This window comes from Streptomyces sp. NPDC058001 (assembly GCF_042886315.1).
Taxonomy (GTDB): domain Bacteria; phylum Actinomycetota; class Actinomycetes; order Streptomycetales; family Streptomycetaceae; genus Streptomyces.
Genome location: NZ_JBHVQT010000008.1, coordinates 261,300 through 280,932 on the forward strand (window position 1 = coordinate 261,300; position 19,633 = coordinate 280,932).

Here is a 19,633-nt window from a genome sequence, read left to right on the forward strand (position 1 = left end):
CTCACGGCGTTCCCCCCGTCACCGATCCGGCGGCCCGCCTGGCCAGCAGTCGGTCGAGCTTGGCGCGGCCGACGTTCTCCAGCTCGGCACTCCGGCTCGACCGATGCTCCACGAGGGCGTCGTCGACGATCCCCATCAGCTCGCCCACCGTGGCCGACTTCGCCGCTACGGCATCGAGAATGGTCTCGAACTCCACGGCGATCTCCCGCACCGTCCCCGGGTCGAAGAGATCCGTCTTGTAGAGGATCTCGCCGGCCAGACCGCCGTGCTCTGGCCAGAGGTCGAACTGAATCTCGTAGTGGACCGGCCAGTCGAAAACTTCGGTGTACTCCGCTTCCAGACCTTTCAGCGCCGGCTTGGCGTCGGCGAGATTGATGAAGTCGAGCCATGCCTGGACCAACGGCGGACGGGTCGAGTCGCGTGCGGCCCGCGCCGCGTCGATCAGCCACTCGAAGGGGACGTCCTGGTGTGCGACCGCCCCCAGAACGGTGTCCCGGGTGGCGCGCAGGAAGTCCACGAGCGTCATGTCGGCGCTCTTACGGCTGCGAATGACCAGCGTGTTGACGAACGAGCCGATCAGGGATCGCAGTTCGGTCCGGGTACGGCTGGCGATAGGGGTGCCGATGAGCAGGTCGTCCTGTCCTGTGCGGCGGTGCAGGGCGAGCGCGTAACCGGCCAGCACGGCCATGAAGAGTGTCGCGCCTTCCCGGTTGGCCAGCTCCTCCAGCTTGCGGGTCGTCTCCTCCCCGATGCGGAATGCGACGCAGCCACCGGTGAACGTCTGGGCCGACGGCCGCGGCCGGTCCGTCGGCAACCGGAGTTCCGTCGGCACGCCGGCCAACTGCCTTTTCCAGTAGGCGTGCTGTTCCGACATGCGCTCCGGTGTCAGCCACCGGCGCTGCCAGGTGGCGTGGTCGGTGTACTGGACGGGCAGCTCGGGTACGGCCCGGTCACCGCCGTACAGCGCACCGACCTCCTCGACGAGCAACCCGAGGGAGAACCCGTCCGACACGAGGTGGTGGACGGTGAGCAGGAGCAGATGGTCGGTCGGGCCGAGCACGTACAGGGTGGCCCGCAGCGGCGGCCCCTGTTCGAGATCGAACGGCCGGCCCGCGTCCCGCCCGGCCGACACGCGCGCTTCGCCCTCGCGGGTGGCTGCCGGGTGGTCGGTAAGGTCCACGATCCGCAGCGGTACCGCGGCCTCCGACAGCACGAGCTGGACGGGCGGATCCGCCTTCGGGAAGACGGTACGCAGGGTGCCATGGCGCGCAACGACGGCCTGGACGGCGTGCTCCAGCCGCACCGGGTCGAGTCGGCCGCTGAGGCGTACGCCGATCGGTACGTTGTGCACGGCCGTGCCCGGGTGCCACTGCTCCAGCAACCACATGCCCTCCTGGTCGTAGGACAGTGGCGCTTCGGACGCGCCGGTCGCGACCAGTTCGGGGAGTGCCGACGCGTCGGCCGGCCCGGCCTTCTTCTCCTCGATCATGGCGGCCAGGGCGGCAACCGTGGGTTCTTGGAAGATCATCGGCAGCGAGAGGTCGACGCCGAAGGTGTCGTTCAGGCGTGCGACCGCCTCCGTCGCGAGCAGTGACTGGCCGCCGAGGGCGAAGAAGTTGTCGTGCAGACCGACCCGGTCCACCCCCAACACCCGCCGCCACACCTCCGCGACAGCCCGCTCCACCCCACTCACCGGCTCCACACCCTCCGAAACCGCCAAATCCTCCCGCCCCGGCACCGGCAACGCCGACCGATCAACCTTGCCATTCACCGTCAACGGAAAACGCGACACCAACACAAACGCCGCCGGCACCATGTACTCCGGCAAACTCCCCTGCACCAACCCACGCAACTCCACCGGCGACACCGACCCACCACCACCCCCACCATCCGACACCGGCCGCACATACGCCACCAACCGCCGATCCCCCGGCCGATCCTCACGCACCATCACCAAACACTCCGCCACCCCCACATGACCCACAACAACCGCCTCCACCTCACCCGGCTCCACCCGAAAACCACGAACCTTGACCTGCCCATCAACCCGACCCACGAACTCCAACACACCATCACCACGCCACACACACCGATCACCCGACCGATACAACCGCCCACCCGACCCACCAAACAGATCAGGCACAAAACACTCCGCCGTCACACCAGCCTGACCCACATACCCCCGCGCAACCCCCACCCCACCAATCAACAACTCACCCGGCACACCAACCGGCACCAACCGCAACTCCTCATCCACCACAAAAACCCGCACCCCACCCACCGGCACACCAATCGGCACCACCCCACCCCCACCAACCCCCGACCCCACCACACCCACCACCGACGTAACCGTCGCCTCCGTCGGACCATAGACGTTGAGGTGGCGGGCGGCTGGGAAGACCGCCTGGGAGCGGTCGGCGTCCGTCCGGGTCATCTGCTCGCCGCCGACGATCACGAGTCCGATGTGGTCGGGGCGCAACTCGGGCGAGGACTCAAGCAGACCCACCAGGCCCTGCCAGTGAGACGGCGTGAGGTGCAGGACGGTGATGCCGTGGTAGTCGACACGCCGGACCAGGTCGAGCGGGGACCATCGGTCATCACCCCGCAACACCAGAGTGGCCCCGCAGGCGAGGGTGGTGAACACCTGCTCCAACGAGACATCGAAGCCCTGTGCGAGGAAGTGCAACACCCGGTCGTCCGGCTTGAAGGCGTAGACCTCCTCCATGGCCGCGGTATGCCCGTCCAGCGATCGCTGCGACACCATGACGCCTTTGGGCCGACCGGTCGAACCCGAAGTGAAGACGGTGTACGCGAGGTCCTCGGAGTGACCGACCTGTGCCGGATCGGTCATCGGCAGGCTGTCGTCCGCCCACACGTCGTCGAGCCACACCGTGGGGACGTCGCCGATAGCGACCAGACCGCTTTCGTCGTCCGTGACAACGAGCGACGCCTCTGCGTCGGACAACATCACCGCCACCCGGTCGGCGGGTAGCTCGGGATCGAGCGGAAGGTAGGCGGCCCCCGCCTTGAACACGGCCAGCATGCCAACGACCAGCTCGGGCGAGCGACGAAGGCCGACGCCGACCACGTCCGCGGGCTGGATCCCCCGCCGACGCAGATGATGGGCGAGCCGGTTGGCCCGCTCGTTGAGTTCCCGGTAGCTCAGCGAGTCCTCCTCGCACACGACCGCGGTCGCCTCGGGGCGGGCCTCCACCTGACGCTCGAAGCGCCGGAGCACGAACTCGTCGCCGTCGTGGGAGTGCTCGGCCGTACCCCACGTCAGTAGCTGCCGGCGGTGTTCCTCGGACAGGACGGAGACCTCGGCGAGCGGACGCTCCGGGTCTGCCGCCATGGCCGCCAGGCCGGTCTGGACGCCTGCGGCGAGCTGCGCGATCATCCGCTCGTCGAACAGGTCCTTGGCGTAGAGGATGCGTCCGCGGAGTCCGCGTGCGGTCTCCACGAACTCGACGGTCAGGTCGAACGGGGCGATCTCGACCGGGACGTCGTACTCCTCCACCTGTAGGTCTTCGAGGTCCGGGGTGGGCTGGGCCGGGTTCTCCAGGACGCACATGAGCTGGAAGAGGGGGGTCCGGCTGGGGTCGCGATCGATGGACAGGTCCTCGACGAGTTTGTCGAAGGGCAGGTCCGCGTGGTCGTACGCGGACAGCGAGACCTCCCTTGTCGTGCGCAGCAGGTCCGCGAAGGTCATGTCCTTGTCGACGCTCAGCCGGATGACGAGCGTGTTCACGAAGAACCCGAGCAGGCTCTCCAGCTCGCTGCGGTTCCGGCCGGAGGCTGCGGTGCCGAACGCCACGTCGCTGCGGCCGGTGTATCTGGCCAGGAGCAGCGCGACGGCAGACATGAGGACCATGTGCAGGGTGGCGCCGAACTGCTGGGCCAGCCCCTTCAGATCGGCGAGGAACGCGGGATCCATCTGAAAGTCGTGACTTACGCCGCGGGTGCTTCGCACCGGCGGCCGGGGCCGGTTGGGCAGGATCTCCGCCGGCTCGTATCCAGCCAGCCGGGTGCGCCAGTAGCCGAGCTGGCGATCCAACTCCTCGCCGGCCAGCCACTGTTGCTGCCAGGCCGCGTAGTCGGCGTACTGGATGACCGGCTTCGGCAGCTCCGGCGACCGCCCGTTCAGCCGCGCCGCGTACGCCGCGGACAGCTCGTCGAGCAGCTGCCCGAGTGACCACCAGTCGGTCACGATGTGGTGCTGGGTGATCGTGACGATCCATTCGGCGGCGCTCAGGCGGACGGTGAGCACCCGCAACAGCGGCGGTTTGCCGAGGTCGAACGGGCGCAGCATGAACTCCCGGACGCGCCGCTTGGCCTCCTGTTCCCGGGTCGGCACCTTGCCCAGCCACCTCAGGTCCACCGGCTCCCAGGACACGTCCGCCCGGTCGAGAACGTGAAGCACCGGACGGCCCTGCTTCCGCCCGAACCCGGTGCGCAGTACGTCGTGGCGCTCCAGCACGGTGCGGAACGCGGTTTTCAGGACGTCCTCGTGGAGATCCCCGCGGATCCGGAACGACAGGGAGACGTTGTACTGGCCGTTCTCGGGCTCGTACTGGTCCAGGAACCACAGCCGCTGCTGGGCGAAGGACAGCTGGCCGTCCTCGTTGTGGACATCCGCGACGGCCAGGGTTTTTCCGGAGCTCTCGCCGCCCACCCGCGCGGCGAATTCCTCCAGGAGCGGCGCTTCGAAAATCGAGGACATCGGCAGCTCGACACCACGTTCCCGACGGAGCCGCGAGATGACTCTGGTGGCAGCGATGGAGTCGCCGCCGAGGGCGAAGAAGTTGTCGTGCAGACCGACCCGGTCCACCCCCAACACCCGCCGCCACACCTCCGCGACAGCCCGCTCCACCCCACTCACCGGCTCCACACCCTCCGAAACCGCCAAATCCTCCCGCCCCGGCACCGGCAACGCCGACCGATCAACCTTGCCATTCACCGTCAACGGAAAACGCGACACCAACACAAACGCCGCCGGCACCATGTACTCCGGCAAACTCCCCTGCACCAACCCACGCAACTCCACCGGCGACACCGACCCACCACCACCCCCACCATCCGACACCGGCCGCACATACGCCACCAACCGCCGGTCCCCCGGCCGGTCCTCACGCACCATCACCAAACACTCCGCCACCCCCACATGCCCCACAACAACCGCCTCCACCTCACCCGGCTCCACCCGAAAACCACGAACCTTGACCTGCCCATCAACCCGACCCACGAACTCCAACACACCATCACCACGCCACACACACCGATCACCCGACCGATATAACCGCCCACCCGACCCACCAAACAGATCAGGCACAAAACACTCCGCCGTCACACCAGCCTGACCCACATACCCTCGCGCAACCCCCACCCCACCAATCAACAACTCACCCGGCACACCAACCGGCACCAACCGCAACTCCTCATCCACCACAAAAACCCGCACCCCACCCACCGGCACACCAATCGGCACCACCCCACCCCCACCAACCCCCGACCCCACCACACCCACCACCGACGTAACCGTCGCCTCCGTCGGACCATAGGCATTCATGATTCGAGTGCTCGCGGGCAGAATCCTCCGCCAGGCGCGGATGTCAGTGGGCTTGACGGTGTCGCCACCGAGCAGGAGCAGCCGGACGGAGTCCATCGCCCCGTCGGCGTCGCTCTCCGAGAGGTGCTGTGCGTAGCCGGGCAGCAGATCCACGACGGTCGGCCGGGCTTCCCGGATCTTCTCGACCAGTTCGAGCGCACCCCACCGGCCGGCCGGCACGAGGACGCTCGCCCCGCGGGTCAGCGGAGGAAGGCTCTGTTCGATGGCGACGTCGACGCCGGGGCGCGCGGCCAGCAGGACTCGGTCGGCCGCGGAGAGTTCGTACCGGTCGGTGATCGTCACAGCGTGCTGGGAGAGGGCATATCGGCTGACGCCGACCGCCTTCGGCCGCCCGGTCGAGCCGCTGGTGTAGATGACGTAGGCGAGTTGTTCCGGGTGCACGGCCGACCGAGGGCGGACCGCTTCGGCGTCGCCATGTGTGGCTGCCGACATCGGTACGGCGGTCACGTCGCCGAGCGGGAACCCGGCGCCGTCGTCGGGCACGATCACAGCCCGGGCATCCGCGCGGTAGACCAGGTCCGCCAGCCTGTTCGCCGGCTGGGTGGGGTCCACGGGGAGAAACGCTCCGCCGCTCTTGAGTACGGCGAGGTGGGCGACGAGGAGATCGACGGACGGTTCCAGAACTGTCGCGACGACGGACTCCGCGCCCACTCCGGCGGCGATGAGCGCGTGGGCCAGGCGGTTGGCCCGGCAGTCCAGTTCGCGGTAGCTCACAATCAGGTCACCGTGGACAACCGCGGGCTCGTCCGGCCCGCTGTCGACACTCCGCTCGAACTGGTCCACGATGTCCGTGACCGCTATGTCCTCGATGGCCATCTCACGTATCTCCTGTATCAACCGGAACGGGGGGGTACGCGCTCTAGACAGTGACCGCTCCGGGCTAGGGGGCACTGCCGACGCGGACCGGCTTGAACTGGGCGCGTTCGAGAAGGCGGTCCACTGCGCCGGCGCTGACCTCGACCGGGGTGGAGCGACCCACGTTCTCGCCGACGGCGGCGTTAAACGCCCGCACGTACTGCTTCACCTGGTCCAGGCTCATTCCCCGGCGCATCAGGTAGAAGACGCTCCACAGTTCGAATCCGCTCTGCGGCAGCCAGAGGGAATCCGGGGTGCTCAGGAACATGTCGTCGATGATGTCGGCGGCCTGGTCGGAGGTCATCGTCCGGTGGCGCCAGTTGAACATGGAACCCGATACGTCGAATTCGTCGCGCCGTTCCCAGATCGGAGTGATGGGGTCGGCGTACCAGAGTTGCGGACGGAAGAAGTCCGGCTGTGCCTCGGCCAGTAGTCCCCGGGTCTCGTCCACGGTCTCCTTCGTCTCACCGGGGAATCCGATGATGAGGTTCGCGTGGCTGATGATGCCGGCCTGCCGCAGCCGTGGAATGGCCCGCATGTAATTGTGCCGCCGGGCCGTCTTGTTCATCGCCTTGAGCATGGTGTCCGATCCGGACTCCACACCGAGGAAGACTCCTTCGCAGCCAGCCTCGGCCATCAGGTCGATCGTCTCGTCGTCGCCGTGGTCGCTGCGGTAGAAGGAATTCCAGCGAAATCCGTAGTTCTTCCGGATCATCAGCCGGAGTATTTCCTTGAAGCGGACCTTCGGCACGTTCACCGTGTCGTCGATGATGGTGAGGCTGGTGACGGACTCCTGCTCCCGGATCCGGTCGAGTTCCCGCTCGACGAGTTCGAGCGGAAGATAGACGTACTTGCCGGCCCGCGCCGGAAAGCCGCAGAAGGCGCACGAGAAGGGGCAGGACTTCGCGGTGCGCAGAGTGACGAACTGGCCCAGTGATTTCCCGAACAGGCTGTAGTCCACCATGTTCTGGTCGAGCACATTCGTCTCGATCCGCTCGTCGTTGAAGACCCACTCCCCGTCTTCCCGGAAGATGACGTTCGGGATGCCACGCAGCGACTTGCCCTCCCTGAGCGCGGCCAGCACGTTCACCATCGTGCTCTCGCCTTCGCTGCTGACCACGTAGACGTCGGCACCCACCAGGTTGAGTACCTGGCTGAAGGCGGGCCGCGTGGTCTGCCGGGCGTAGTTGGCCACGAACGGGCCGCCGACGATCACCTTCGTCTTCGGGCTGTGGTCCCGGACGAACCGCACGACCTCGACGGCGGGATCGGGCGTGACATACAAGGTCGTAGTGATCGCCACAGCGAGGGGCTCGTCGGCGAGCTTGGCCGCGAATTGTTCCTTCTCGTCCTGGAACAGGTTGACGTAGTCGAAGCTGTAGCCGTGCCGGGCCAGGAATGAGCCGAGGTAGGTGATGGTGGGCCAGAGCATCTCAAGATTGTGGTAACGCCGGTCGTCCCCGTAACCGTCCTTCACCTGTTGCCGGGTCAGGAAGTCGAGGGCCCGGGTCGGCACGCCTTCCCATTGCATGAAGGCGAGCGACAGGTCGCGGTAAGCACCGGAATCGCGACCCATACCCGCGACCATGTCGACCTGCGCTGGAAAGTCCCCATCGTTGTGCCCGACGATGATGCAGTCCACCACGTCCACAGCCTCCTCCGAGTCACAACTCCTGCGATCTCAGCTGACGGAACAGAATCAGGCCGACACGAGCCAGCCATGAGGATCATGGCGGCGGCATGGGCGGATGGGAATCCGGAGCTGTCCAGACAGGTATCCGTTGACAACCACGTACTCCTGACGTAAGAAGCCGGCATGCTTGCGGGCAGTCGACCACGATCCGGAATCCCAGGCTTGGCAGTCAGAGGACACGTGGTGGCCGCCCAACTGGGACGTCCTGGATGAATCGTTCCGTCCGCAAGCGTTGAAGAGGGGGACTGTTGAGTTGGAGCGGACCTGCGAAACCCTCAAGGCTGCGGCGTATCTTCGTGGCCGAGCTCTACCGGCCGCATCTGGGCTCGTAAGCGTTTATCGACGTGCACCGGGCCCCCGCCAGTGGCGTCGAGCCGAACTGCGGAGCGCGCACCGAACACGACTGCGGCATCGCCCCTTCCATCGGTGAGGGTGTCGGCCGGGCCTGTGTCGAGGCGAGCGCGGCGACGACCTGCGCCATCACGGCGGGTACGCCCGTGGACTCCACGCTGATGTCGGGCCGGTCCCCCGGTCAGCTCCCGTACCCGCTCGATGGCGAGACCCTCGGTCGCGTCGACCACATCGGTCGCGCCCAAGTGGGCGGCGAGGTCGAGCCGCGCGGAGTGCGGGCCGGTCGATGATCCGTGCGGCGCCCGCCGCCGCTGCCGCAATGACGGCGCTCAGCCCGACGGCTCCCGCACCGAAGACCGCAATCGTGCTCCCCGACGAGACCTTCAGCGGGTTCCAGACCGCGCCGGCACCGGTGACGACGCCGCAGCCGAGGGGCCAGCAGGTGATCGGGCAGGTCCGCTTCGCCGACCTTGATCAGTCTGCTGGCGAACACTGGCCGCCCCGTGGCTCGTACCACGTATCTGAACATGAACCTCAACGCGCCTTCTACGGCAATCAGTTCGGGCTCACCTTTCCCGTCTTCGTCCACTACGGCGTACCGCTGTGGGTGCCCGAGGTCGGTGGTCCCATCGATCCGGAGTCCGAGGCCCACGACCTGGTGATGTCGGTCTTCGGCGGCATCAGCAAGGGCGAACGCAACCGCATCAAGATCCGCGTACGCACCGCGATGGCCTCCCAGGCCAAGATCGAAGGGCGATTCCTCGGCGGGCGACCGCCCTACGGATACCTTCTGGTCGACGCCGGACCCCACCCCAACCCGAGCAAGGCCGCCGACGGCAAACGGCTCCACCGCCTCGAACCCGACCCCGTCACCGCCCCGATCGTGGAGCGGATCTTCGCCGAGTTCCTGGCAGGCTTCGGGATCCTCGCCATCGCGCTCCGCCTCACCGCCGACGGCATCCCCTGCCCCTCCGCCTACGACCGCGAGCGAAACCGGCACCGGCACGGCGACGCCTGGTCCAAGTCCGCGGTACGGGTGATCCTCACCAACCCCCGCTACACCGGACGCCAGGTCTGGAACAAACAGCGCAGGGAAGAGTCCCTGATCGATGTGGAAGACGTGGCGCTGGGCCACGAGACCCACCAGAAGTGGAACCCCCGGGATGCCTGGGTCTTCTCCGACAAGATCGTCCATCAGCCGCTCGTCGCCCCACAGGTCTTCCAGGACGTCCAGGACCGCCTGGCCTCGCGCGGCCCGACCTCCCCAAGGCCGCACGCCGCGAGCCCCAAACACGGCTACGCGTTCAAGAGCAGACTCAAGCACCGCGACTGCGGACGACGGATGCAGGGCACCTGGACCCACGACGAGGCGTACTACCGATGCCGCTACCCACGCGAGTACCTGGAAGCGAACCACCTCGACCACCCGCAGAACGTCTACCTCCGCGAGCACGACCTGCGCGGACCCATCGACTCCTGGCTGACCCAGGCGTTCGCGCCGGCCGGCATCGAGCACTCCCTCTCCGCCATGCAGGACGCCCAGCCCACGGGCGACGCGCGAGGCGATGCGCTCCGGAGGACCATCGCCGAATGTGACCGCAAGCTTTCCCCAGCACCGTGCCGTCGTCGAGGCCGGCGGCGACCCTGTTCTCATCGCCGAGTGGAGCCGCGCAGAGCCGACCCGGCCGACGTACGTGAAGGTCTACCGGCAGCTCGGGCTGAGGTTGACCTACGACCATGAAACGCGAACGGTGCCGGCCGAAGTTCGGCCAGCACCGGGGTATGAAGATCAAAGTGTCCGAGGGGGGACTTGAACCCCCACGCCCGATAAAGGGCACTAGCACCTCAAGCTAGCGCGTCTGCCATTCCGCCACCCGGACCAGGTGTTGTGTTCGCGGGGTGTTCCCCGCGGCGACATGGACAACAATACCAAGGTTCCGGAGTGCCCTTCACCTGTGTATCCGGGGAGGTGGGCGGCGCCTCCCGTCCCGGTGCGCCGCCCACCCGTCTGTGACCGGACGGCTACGGCATCAGGTGGTAGTCGGGGAAGTTACCGGGCAGCCGCTCCCCCGGTGGACCCTGGGTCACGGCCCGTACCAGCAGGTCACCGCCGACGAAGGCGCCCCGCCAGGACGCGCCGAAGCCGCCGAAGAGTTCGTCGCGGTCGCCGCGGGAGCGGGGCTTGCCCTGGCCCACCTTGAAGGCACGGATCTGGGGTGCGAGCCGCTCGTAGGTCGCAGCGTCGTCGGTGGACAGGGTGGCGACGAGGGCGCCGTTCGACGCGTTCATGGCGGCGAGCAGCTCGGCCTCGGTGTCGACCAGGACGATCGTGTCGACCGGGCCGAAGGGTTCCGCGTGGTGCAGCGGGGACGACGGGGGCGGGTTCAGGAGGGTGACCGGCTGAACGTAGGCGCTGGTGTCCTGGCCGGGCAGGAAGCGGGCGTCGGCGAGGGAGCCGCGGTGCAGCGGTACGGCGCCCCGGTCGACGGCCTCGGTGACCTGGTCGAGGAGTTCCTTCGCCTTCGCCGCGTTGATCAGTGGGCCGAAGTCCAGTTCGGGGTACGGGTCCCCCGGGTTCTCGACCGCCAGCGGATGGCCGACGCGGAGGGTCCGTACGGCGGGGAGGTAGGCGGCGAGGAACGCGTCGAACAGGTCGCGCTGGACGACGAAGCGGGGGTAGGCGGTGCAGCGCTGCTTGCCGTAGTCGAAGAGCTTCGGGACGACCGCGGAGAGTTTGTCCCAGTCGCTGTAGTTCCAGATGCCCCAGGTGTTGAGCCCTTCCTGTTCGAGGATGTGCCGCTTGCCCAGGTCGGCGACGTGGGTGGCCACGGCGGCGCCGGTGTCGCGTCCGCCGACGAAGGAGACACAGCCGATCTCGGGCGCCCGCACCAGCGCCTGGGACAGCTCGCCGCCGCTGCCGCTGACGAGGGTGACGGGGATGCCCTCGCGGGCGGCGAGGGCGCAGGCCAGGGTGAGGCAGGAGACGCCGCCGTCGGTCGGCGCCTTGGCGATGACCGCGTTCCCCGCCAGCGCCTGGATCAGCAGCGCGTGGACGAGGACGGACATCGGGTAGTTCCAGCTCGCGATGTTGGAGACCGGGCCGTCGAGCGGGACCCGGCCGTCGAGCATCGGCTCGATCCCGTCGACGTACCAGCGGACGCCGTCGATCGCGCGGTCCACGTCGGCCTGCGCGAGGCGCCATGGCTTGCCGATCTCCCAGACGAGGAGAAGGGCGAGCAGCTCGCGGTGTTCGGTGAGGGCGTCGAGGGTTGCGCCGACCCGGGCACGGCGTTCGGCGACCGGGACGTGCCGCCAGGCGCGGTGCTGGTCGAGGGCAGCGGCGACGGCGCGCTGGGCGGTGTCGGCGTCCAGGCGCGGCGGCCCCGCGATCGGGGTCGCGTCGACGGGACTGGTGGCGGGCAGGGCGCGGCCGTCGGCCTGCCAGGCGGCGCCCCAGAGGTTGAGGACCCGGTCGCCCTGGAACGCTTCGGGGGCGACGGCCAGGCAGCGCTGCCAGGCGTCCGACCAGGCCGTACCGGATTTGAGGGTGAGGTTGGTGAGGGACGGTGCCATTCTTTGCTCCGCTCTCGGTGCACAGTCGGGGGCGGGGGGACCCGTACGGATACGGGCACGGAACGTGGTGGTCCGTGTACTGATGTGGACCGTAGTGAGGTGAGACGCCTGCGCGAGAGGCCGCTACTTCAACTATGAGCGATGTCACGCTCACCTGTCGCTCTGCCCGACCGCCGGGTCACCGTTCCGTGTCGAGTCGCGCCAGCACCAGCCGTGCCGTCTCGGTCGGCGTACCGCCCACGCTCACGCCGACCGCCTCCAGGGCCTCCTTCTTGGCCTGGGCGGTGCCGGACGAGCCGGAGACGATCGCTCCCGCGTGGCCCATGGTCTTGCCCTCGGGCGCGGTGAAGCCGGCGATGTAGCCGACGACGGGCTTGGTGACGTGGTCGCGGATGTAGGCGGCGGCCCGTTCCTCCGCGTCGCCGCCGATCTCCCCGATGAGGACGATGAGTTCGGTGTCCGGGTCGGCCTCGAAGGCGGCCAGGCAGTCGATGTGCGTCGTGCCCACGACGGGGTCGCCGCCGATGCCCACACAGGTGGAGAAGCCGATGTCCCGCAGCTCGTACATGAGTTGGTACGTGAGGGTGCCGGACTTGGAGACGAGCCCGATGCGGCCCGGCTTGGTGATGTCGGCGGGGATGATGCCGGCGTTGGAGCGGCCGGGGGTGATAAGGCCGGGGCAGTTGGGGCCGATGACGCGGGTGCCGTTGGCCGTCGCGTAGGCGTGGAAGGCGACGGAGTCGTGGACCGGGATGCCCTCGGTGATGACGACGGCGAGGGCGATGCCGGCGTCGGCGGCCTCGATGACGGCGGCCTTGGCGAAGGCGGGCGGCACGAAGACGACGGTGACATCGGCTCCGGTGGCCCGCATGCCGTCGGCGACGGTGCCGAAGACGGGGACGGACCGGTCGTCGAAGTCGACGGTGCGGCCGGCCTTGCGCGGGTTGACGCCGCCGACGACGTCCGTACCGGCCGCGAGCATGCGGCGGGTGTGCTTCATGCCTTCGCCGCCGGTCATGCCCTGGACGAGGACCTTGCTCTCCTGGGTCAGAAAGATCGCCATGTCCTGTCTCCTTAACCGGCGTTGGCGAGATCGGCGGCGCGCCGGGCGGCGCCGTCCATGGTGGTGGCCTGCTGGACCAGCGGATGGGCGTGCTGGTCGAGGATGGCCCGGCCGCGGACGGCGTTGTTGCCGTCGAGGCGGACCACGAGGGGCTTGGTGAGCCGTACCGTGCCGAGGGCCTGGACGATGCCGTCGGCGACCGCGTCGCAGGCGGTGATGCCGCCGAAGACGTTCACGAAGACGGATTTCACGTCCGGGTCGGAGAGGATCACGGAGAGGCCGTCGGCCATGATCTGCGCGGAGGCGCCGCCGCCGATGTCGAGGAAGTTGGCGGGGCGTGCCCCGCAGCCCGCGACGACGTCGAGTGTCGACATGACGAGTCCGGCGCCGTTGCCGATGACGCCGACCTCGCCGTCCAGTTTCACGTAGTTGAGGCCCTTGGCCGCCGCCGCTGCCTCCAGCGGGTCGTCGTGCGGGGAATCCTGGTCGCCCCAACGGGCCTGCCGGAAGCGGGCGTTGTCGTCCAGGGTGACCTTGCCGTCGAGGGCGAGGATCTGGCCCTGGGCGGTGCGGACGAGGGGGTTGACCTCGACCAGGAGGGCGTCCTCGCGGATCAGGACGTCCCAGAGGCGGACCAGGACGTCTACGGTCTGCGGGGGCAGGCCCGCGGCCTCGGCGATCTCGGCCGCCTTGGCCGAGGTGACGCCCTCGGCGGGGTCGACGGGAATGCGGGCCACCGCTTCGGGCCGGGTCGCTGCGACCTCCTCGATGTCCATGCCGCCCTCGGCTGACGCGATGGCGAGGAAGCGGCCCGCCGCGCGGTCGAGGACGTAGCTGACGTAGAACTCGGCGTCGATGTCGACGGGTTGGGCCAGCATCACCGTGCCGACGGTGTGGCCCTTGATGTCCATACCGAGGATCTGTCGTGCCGTCAGTTCCGCGGCGGCCGGGTCGGCGGCGATTTTCACGCCGCCCGCCTTGCCTCGGCCGCCGGTCTTCACCTGTGCCTTGACCACGACCCGGCCGCCGAGTCGGCGCGCGATCTCGCGCGCCTCCTTCGGTACGTCCGTGATCTCGGCCTTCGGCACCACGATGCCGTGCTCTTCGAAGAGTTCCCTTGCCTGGTGCTCGTACAGGTCCATCTCGGCTCCTGACCGCTGCGCCGGTCCGGGGGACTGCCCCGGAACCCCGAAAAGTGCCGCACGCCCCCTGGACACCACCCACCGGATGCGGGATAACAAGCTTCATACAGTATTCGTCGACTGTATGCAATGTACCGCGAGAGCACGTGAGCGCACCTCAGAGCAGTTTGTGCGTGCTCCCAATCCCCTACGAAGGGACAGGACTTCGCCATGCCCGACGGCAGCAGCGACAACAACCAGGACCTCATCTCCGGTGGGCATCTGGTCGCCAAGGCCCTCAAAGCCGAGGGAGTGGAGGTCGTCTACACCCTCTGCGGCGGCCACATCATCGACATCTACGACGGCTGCGTCGACGAGGGCATCGAGGTCGTCGACGTACGCCACGAGCAGGTCGCCGCGCACGCGGCCGACGGCTACGCGCGGATCACCGGCAAACCCGGCTGCGCGGTCGTCACCGCGGGACCCGGCACCACCGATGCCGTCACCGGCGTCGCGAACGCGTTTCGCGCCGAGTCACCGATGCTCCTCATCGGCGGCCAGGGCGCCCACACCCAGCACAAGATGGGCTCGCTCCAGGACCTTCCGCACGTCGACATGATGACGCCGATCACCAAGTTCGCGGCCACCGTGCCGGACACGGCACGGGCCGCCGACATGGTGTCGATGGCGTTCCGCGAGTGCTACCACGGGGCGCCGGGCCCGTCGTTCCTGGAGATACCCCGGGACGTCCTCGACGCCAAGGTCCCGGTGGAGAAGGCGCGGGTGCCCAGGGCCGGGCACTACCGGGCGTCGACGCGCTCGGCCGGCGACCCCGAGGCCATCGAGAAGCTGGCCGATCTGCTGGTCCACGCCGAGAAGCCGGCGATCCTGCTCGGCAGCCAGGTATGGACGACCCGCGGCACCGAGTCCGCGATCGAACTGGTCAGGGCCCTCAACATCCCCGCGTACATGAACGGCGCCGGACGCGGCACCCTGCCGCCCGGCGACCCGCACCACTTCCAGCTGTCGCGGCGCTACGCCTTCTCCAACGCCGACGTCATCGTCATCGTGGGCACCCCGTTCGACTTCCGGATGGGCTACGGCAAGCGGCTGTCGCAGGACGCCACCGTCGTCCAGATCGACCTCGACTACCGGACCGTCGGCAAGAACCGCGACATCGACCTCGGCATCGTCGGCGACGCCGGGCTCGTCCTGAAGTCGGTCACCGAGGCCGCATCGGGCCGGCTCAACGGCGGTGCGTCCCGGCGCAAGGAGTGGCTGGACGAACTGCGCTCCGCCGAGCAGGTCGCCATCGAGAAGCGGCTGCCGCAACTGCGGTCCGACGCCGCGCCGATCCACCCGTACCGACTGGTCAGCGAGATCAACGACTTCCTCACCGAGGACTCGATCTACATCGGCGACGGCGGCGACATCGTCACCTTCTCGGGACAGGTCGTCCAGCCCAAGTCGCCCGGCCACTGGATGGACCCGGGCCCCCTCGGCACCCTCGGCGTCGGCGTCCCGTTCGTGCTCGCCGCCAAGCAGGCACGCCCGGACAAGGAGGTCGTGGCGCTCTTCGGGGACGGCGCGTTCTCGCTGACCGGCTGGGACTTCGAGACCCTGGTCCGCTACAACCTGCCGTTCGTCGGGATCGTCGGCAACAACTCCTCGATGAACCAGATCCGTTACGGCCAGGCCCAGAAGTACGGCCTGGAGCGGGAGCGGGTCGGCAACACCCTCGGCGACGTCCACTACGACAAGTTCGCCCAGATGCTCGGCGGTTACGGCGAAGAGGTCCGCGACCCCGCCGACATCGCCCCCGCGCTCCAGCGCGCCCGGGAGTCCGGCAAGCCCTCACTGATCAATGTGTGGGTCGACCCGGACGCGTACGCCCCCGGAACCATGAACCAGACGATGTACAAGTGAGGTGAGCCGGCCATGACCAAGGCTCTTGAAGGCATCCGCGTCCTCGACATGACCCATGTCCAGTCCGGCCCCTCCGCGACCCAGCTGCTCGGCTGGCTCGGCGCGGACGTGGTCAAACTGGAGGCACCGACCGGCGACATCACCCGCAAGCAGTTGCGGGATCTGCCGGACGTCGACTCGCTCTACTTCACGATGCTCAACTGCAACAAGCGCAGCATCACCCTCAACACCAAGACCGAGCGCGGCAAGGAGATCCTCACCGAGCTGATCCGCCGCTCCGATGTGATGGTGGAGAACTTCGGCCCCGGCGCCGTGGACCGCATGGGTTTCACCTGGGACCGCATCCAGGAGATCAACCCACGGATCGTCTACGCCTCGATCAAGGGCTTCGGCGACGGCCCGTACACCAACTTCAAGGCGTACGAGGTCGTCGCGCAGGCCATGGGCGGGTCGATGGCGACCACCGGCTTCGAGGACGGTCCGCCGCTGGCCACCGGCGCGCAGATCGGCGACTCCGGCACCGGCATCCACGCCGTCGCCGGCATCCTCGCCGCGCTGTTCCAGCGCGAGGCGACCGGGCGCGGTCAGCGGGTCAACGTCGCGATGCAGCACGCGGTGCTCAACCTGTGCCGGGTCAAGCTCCGCGACCAGCAGCGCCTGGTGCACGGGCCGCTCGCCGAGTACCCGAACGACGACTTCGGCGACGAGGTCCCACGCTCCGGGAACGCCTCGGGCGGCGGACAGCCCGGCTGGGCGGTCAAGTGCGCGCCCGGCGGGCCCAACGACTATGTGTACGTCATCGTGCAGCCCGTCGGCTGGAAGCCGCTGAGCGAGCTGATCGGCCGTCCCGAACTGGCCGACGACCCCGAGTGGGCGACGCCCGAGGCCCGGCTGCCGCAGCTCACCAAGATGTTCCAGCTGATCGAGGAATGGTCGTCGACACTCCCCAAGTGGGAGGTCCTGGAGCGACTCAACGCCCACAACATCCCCTGCGGCCCGATCCTCTCCACCAGGGAGATCATCGAGGACGCCTCCCTGGTCGCCAACGAGATGGTGGTGACCGTCCCGCACCCGGAGCGCGGCGAGTTCGTGACCGTCGGCTCCCCGCTGAAGCTCTCCGACTCCCCCGTCGAGGTCGTCACGTCCCCGCTGCTCGGCGAGCACAACGCCGAGGTGTACGTGGGCGAACTGGGCCTCGGTGACGAGGAACTGCGCCTGCTCAAGTCGAACGGAGTGATCTGAGTTGATGGCCGAAGACCGCGTGCTGAAGGTGCGGACGCTTCTGGACGCCGTACGGGCGTCAGGACGCACCGCGCTGACCGCGCCCGAGGGCAAGGTGATCGCGGACGCGTACGGGATCGCCGTCCCGGGCGAGGACCTGGCGACGGACATCGAGGAGGCGGTGGCCGCCGCGGCCCGCTTCGGGCGGCCCGTCGTGATGAAGATCGTCTCCCCCGACATCCTGCACAAGACCGACGCGGGCGGTGTGATCGTCGGCGTCGAGGGCGCCGCCGACGTACGGGCCGCGTTCCGCAGCATCGTCGAGAACGCCCGCGCCTACGCGCCCCAGGCGCGCATCGAGGGCGTCCAGGTGCAGGAACTCCTCCCCAAGGGGCAGGAGGTGATCGTCGGCGCGGTGACCGACCCGACGTTCGGCAAGGTCGTCGCGTTCGGGCTCGGCGGGGTGCTGGTCGAGGTGCTGAAGGACATCACCTTCCGGCTCGCGCCGGTGGACGCCGACGAGGCGCTGTCGATGCTCGACTCGATCCGGGCCGCCGAGATCCTGCGCGGGGTACGCGGTGCCCGCGCGGTGGACCGGTGGGCGCTCGCCGAGCAGATCCGCCGGGTCTCCGAACTCGTCACGGATTTCCCGGACATCGCCGAGGTGGACCTCAACCCGGTGATCGCCACCCCGGAGGGCGCACTCGCCGCCGACATCCGGGTGATCCTCGCGGAGAGCGTCCCGGCGGCCCGGCCCACGTACACCCGGGAGCAGATCCTCACCACGATGCGACGGCTGATGGAGCCCCGCTCGGTCGCGGTGATCGGCGCGTCGAACGAACAGGGCAAGATCGGCAATTCGGTGATGCGCAACCTCATCGACGGCGGTTTCTCCGGTGAGATCCATCCGGTGAACCCCAAGGCCGATGACATTCTGGGCCGCAAGGCGTACAAGAGTGTCACGGATGTCCCCGGTGAGGTGGATGTGGCGGTCTTCGCCATCCCCGCCAAGTTCGTGGCCACGGCCCTGGAGGAGGTGGGACGCAAGGGGATCCCCAACGCTGTCCTCATTCCCTCCGGGTTCGCCGAGACCGGCGAGGACGAACTCCAGGCGGAGATCGTCGCGATCGGCCGGCGGTACGGGGTACGGCTGCTCGGGCCGAACATCTACGGCTACTACTCGACCTGGCAGGACCTCTGCGCCACGTTCTGCACGCCCTACGACGTCAAGGGCGGGGTCGCCCTCACCAGCCAGTCCGGCGGCATCGGCATGGCCATCCTCGGCTTCGCGCGGACCACCAAGACCGGTGTGTCGGCGATCGTCGGGCTCGGCAACAAGTCGGACCTGGACGAGGACGACCTGCTGACCTGGTTCGGCGAGGACCCGCACACCCAGTGCATCGCGATGCATCTGGAGGACCTCAAGGACGGGCGTGCGTTCGTCGACGCGGCCCGCGCGACCGTGCCGAAGAAGCCGGTGGTCGTCCTCAAGGCCGGGCGCACCGCCGCCGGGGCCAAGGCGGCGGGCTCGCACACGGGCGCGCTCGCGGGCGACGACGCGGTGTACGACGACATTCTGCGGCAGGCGGGGGTGATCAGGGCGCCGGGTCTCAACGAGATGCTGGAGTACGCGCGGGCCCTGCCCGTACTGCCGACCCCGCAGGGCGACAACGTCGTGATCATCACCGGCGCGGGCGGCTCCGGAGTGCTGCTGTCCGACGCGGTGATGGACAACGGCCTGACCCTGATGGAGATCCCGGACGACCTGGACGCCGCGTTCCGCGCGTTCATCCCACCGTTCGGCGCCGCGGGCAACCCCGTCGACATCACGGGCGGCGAACCCCCGTCGACGTACGAGGCGACCATCCGGCTGGGACTTGAGGACCCGCGCATCCATGCCCTGGTCCTGGGCTACTGGCACACCATCGTCACCCCGCCGATGGTGTTCGCGGAGCTGACGGCACGCGTCGTCGCGGAGTTCCGGGAACGGGGCATCGAGAAGCCCGTGGTGGCGTCGCTCGCGGGTGACGTCGAGGTCGAGGAAGCCTGCCAGTACCTCTATGAGCGGGGTGTCGTGGCGTACCCGTACACGACGGAACAGCCGGTGGCCGTGCTCGGCGCGAAGTACCGCTGGGCCCGCGCGGCGGGACTGTTGGGAGGCGACCGATGAGGTGAGCCGAGCCTCGGGAGCGGCCGGCGGTGCG

10 protein-coding genes and 1 tRNA gene are annotated in these 19,633 nt (G+C 68.5%); 5 read left to right on the top strand and 6 right to left on the bottom strand.

Features of this window, described 5'->3' with window-relative positions; all coding sequences use genetic code 11:
- Position 1: 1 nt before the first annotated feature.
- Positions 2–6,442 carry an amino acid adenylation domain-containing protein gene (locus ACFVT5_RS21555; RefSeq protein WP_389890103.1) on the bottom strand — a complete coding sequence of 2,147 codons (6,441 nt, stop codon included), beginning with the start codon at positions 6,440–6,442 and terminating at the stop codon, positions 2–4.
- A gap of 64 nt (positions 6,443–6,506) precedes the next feature.
- Positions 6,507–8,126 (bottom strand): PhpK family radical SAM P-methyltransferase, encoded by a 1,620-nt coding sequence (locus ACFVT5_RS21560; RefSeq protein ID WP_389890106.1) that lies wholly within the window; start codon positions 8,124–8,126, stop codon positions 6,507–6,509.
- A 392-nt stretch (positions 8,127–8,518) separates the two neighbouring features.
- Here ACFVT5_RS21560 and ACFVT5_RS21565 point away from each other — a divergent pair, with 392 nt between their 5' ends.
- Entirely contained in the window at positions 8,519–8,815 is a 297-nt protein-coding gene (locus ACFVT5_RS21565; protein ID WP_389890109.1) for a hypothetical protein, read from the top strand.
- Positions 8,816–8,844: 29 nt separating this feature from the next.
- Positions 8,845–10,266 carry a recombinase family protein gene (locus ACFVT5_RS21570; RefSeq protein WP_389890112.1) on the top strand — a complete coding sequence of 474 codons (1,422 nt, stop codon included), beginning with the start codon at positions 8,845–8,847 and terminating at the stop codon, positions 10,264–10,266.
- A gap of 54 nt (positions 10,267–10,320) precedes the next feature.
- On the opposite strand, the gene ACFVT5_RS21575 is transcribed toward ACFVT5_RS21570, so the two are convergent.
- The 4 genes from ACFVT5_RS21575 to sucC all read right to left on the bottom strand — a co-directional run bounded on the left by ACFVT5_RS21575 (position 10,321) and on the right by sucC (position 14,303).
- Positions 10,321–10,405: transfer RNA gene (locus tag ACFVT5_RS21575), tRNA-Leu, on the bottom strand.
- A 142-nt stretch (positions 10,406–10,547) separates the two neighbouring features.
- Entirely contained in the window at positions 10,548–12,098 is a 1,551-nt protein-coding gene (locus ACFVT5_RS21580; RefSeq protein ID WP_389890115.1) for an aldehyde dehydrogenase family protein, read from the bottom strand.
- A 178-nt stretch (positions 12,099–12,276) separates the two neighbouring features.
- Positions 12,277–13,161, bottom strand: coding sequence for a succinate--CoA ligase subunit alpha (gene sucD, locus ACFVT5_RS21585; RefSeq protein ID WP_389890118.1), 885 nt, complete (start codon positions 13,159–13,161; stop codon positions 12,277–12,279).
- An 11-nt stretch (positions 13,162–13,172) separates the two neighbouring features.
- Complete coding sequence (sucC, locus tag ACFVT5_RS21590; RefSeq protein ID WP_389890121.1) at positions 13,173–14,303, bottom strand: ADP-forming succinate--CoA ligase subunit beta; 1,131 nt, start codon at positions 14,301–14,303, stop codon at positions 13,173–13,175.
- 210 nt (positions 14,304–14,513) lie between these two features.
- Here sucC and ACFVT5_RS21595 point away from each other — a divergent pair, with 210 nt between their 5' ends.
- The 3 genes from ACFVT5_RS21595 to ACFVT5_RS21605 are packed head-to-tail and all read left to right on the top strand — an operon-like array spanning position 14,514 to position 19,599.
- Positions 14,514–16,208, top strand: a complete 1,695-nt coding sequence (locus ACFVT5_RS21595; RefSeq protein WP_389890124.1) for a thiamine pyrophosphate-binding protein — start codon at positions 14,514–14,516, stop codon at positions 16,206–16,208.
- A gap of 12 nt (positions 16,209–16,220) precedes the next feature.
- Positions 16,221–17,450 carry a formyl-CoA transferase gene (gene frc, locus ACFVT5_RS21600; RefSeq protein ID WP_389890127.1) on the top strand — a complete coding sequence of 410 codons (1,230 nt, stop codon included), beginning with the start codon at positions 16,221–16,223 and terminating at the stop codon, positions 17,448–17,450.
- Positions 17,451–17,454: 4 nt separating this feature from the next.
- Positions 17,455–19,599 carry an acetate--CoA ligase family protein gene (locus ACFVT5_RS21605; protein ID WP_389890130.1) on the top strand — a complete coding sequence of 715 codons (2,145 nt, stop codon included), beginning with the start codon at positions 17,455–17,457 and terminating at the stop codon, positions 19,597–19,599.
- Positions 19,600–19,633: the final 34 nt, after the last annotated feature.

Bases quoted from the DNA above. Each gene is read 5' to 3' on its own strand.
- ACFVT5_RS21555 (WP_389890103.1), bottom strand. From the start codon at position 6,442: ATGGCCATCGAGGACATAGCGGTCACGGACATCGTGGACCAGTTCGAG.
- ACFVT5_RS21570 (WP_389890112.1), top strand. From the start codon at position 8,845: ATGACGGCGCTCAGCCCGACGGCTCCCGCACCGAAGACCGCAATCGTG.
- ACFVT5_RS21580 (WP_389890115.1), bottom strand. From the start codon at position 12,098: ATGGCACCGTCCCTCACCAACCTCACCCTCAAATCCGGTACGGCCTGG.
- sucD (WP_389890118.1), bottom strand. From the start codon at position 13,161: ATGGCGATCTTTCTGACCCAGGAGAGCAAGGTCCTCGTCCAGGGCATG.
- sucC (WP_389890121.1), bottom strand. From the start codon at position 14,303: ATGGACCTGTACGAGCACCAGGCAAGGGAACTCTTCGAAGAGCACGGC.
- ACFVT5_RS21595 (WP_389890124.1), top strand. From the start codon at position 14,514: ATGCCCGACGGCAGCAGCGACAACAACCAGGACCTCATCTCCGGTGGG.
- frc (WP_389890127.1), top strand. From the start codon at position 16,221: ATGACCAAGGCTCTTGAAGGCATCCGCGTCCTCGACATGACCCATGTC.
- ACFVT5_RS21605 (WP_389890130.1), top strand. From the start codon at position 17,455: ATGGCCGAAGACCGCGTGCTGAAGGTGCGGACGCTTCTGGACGCCGTA.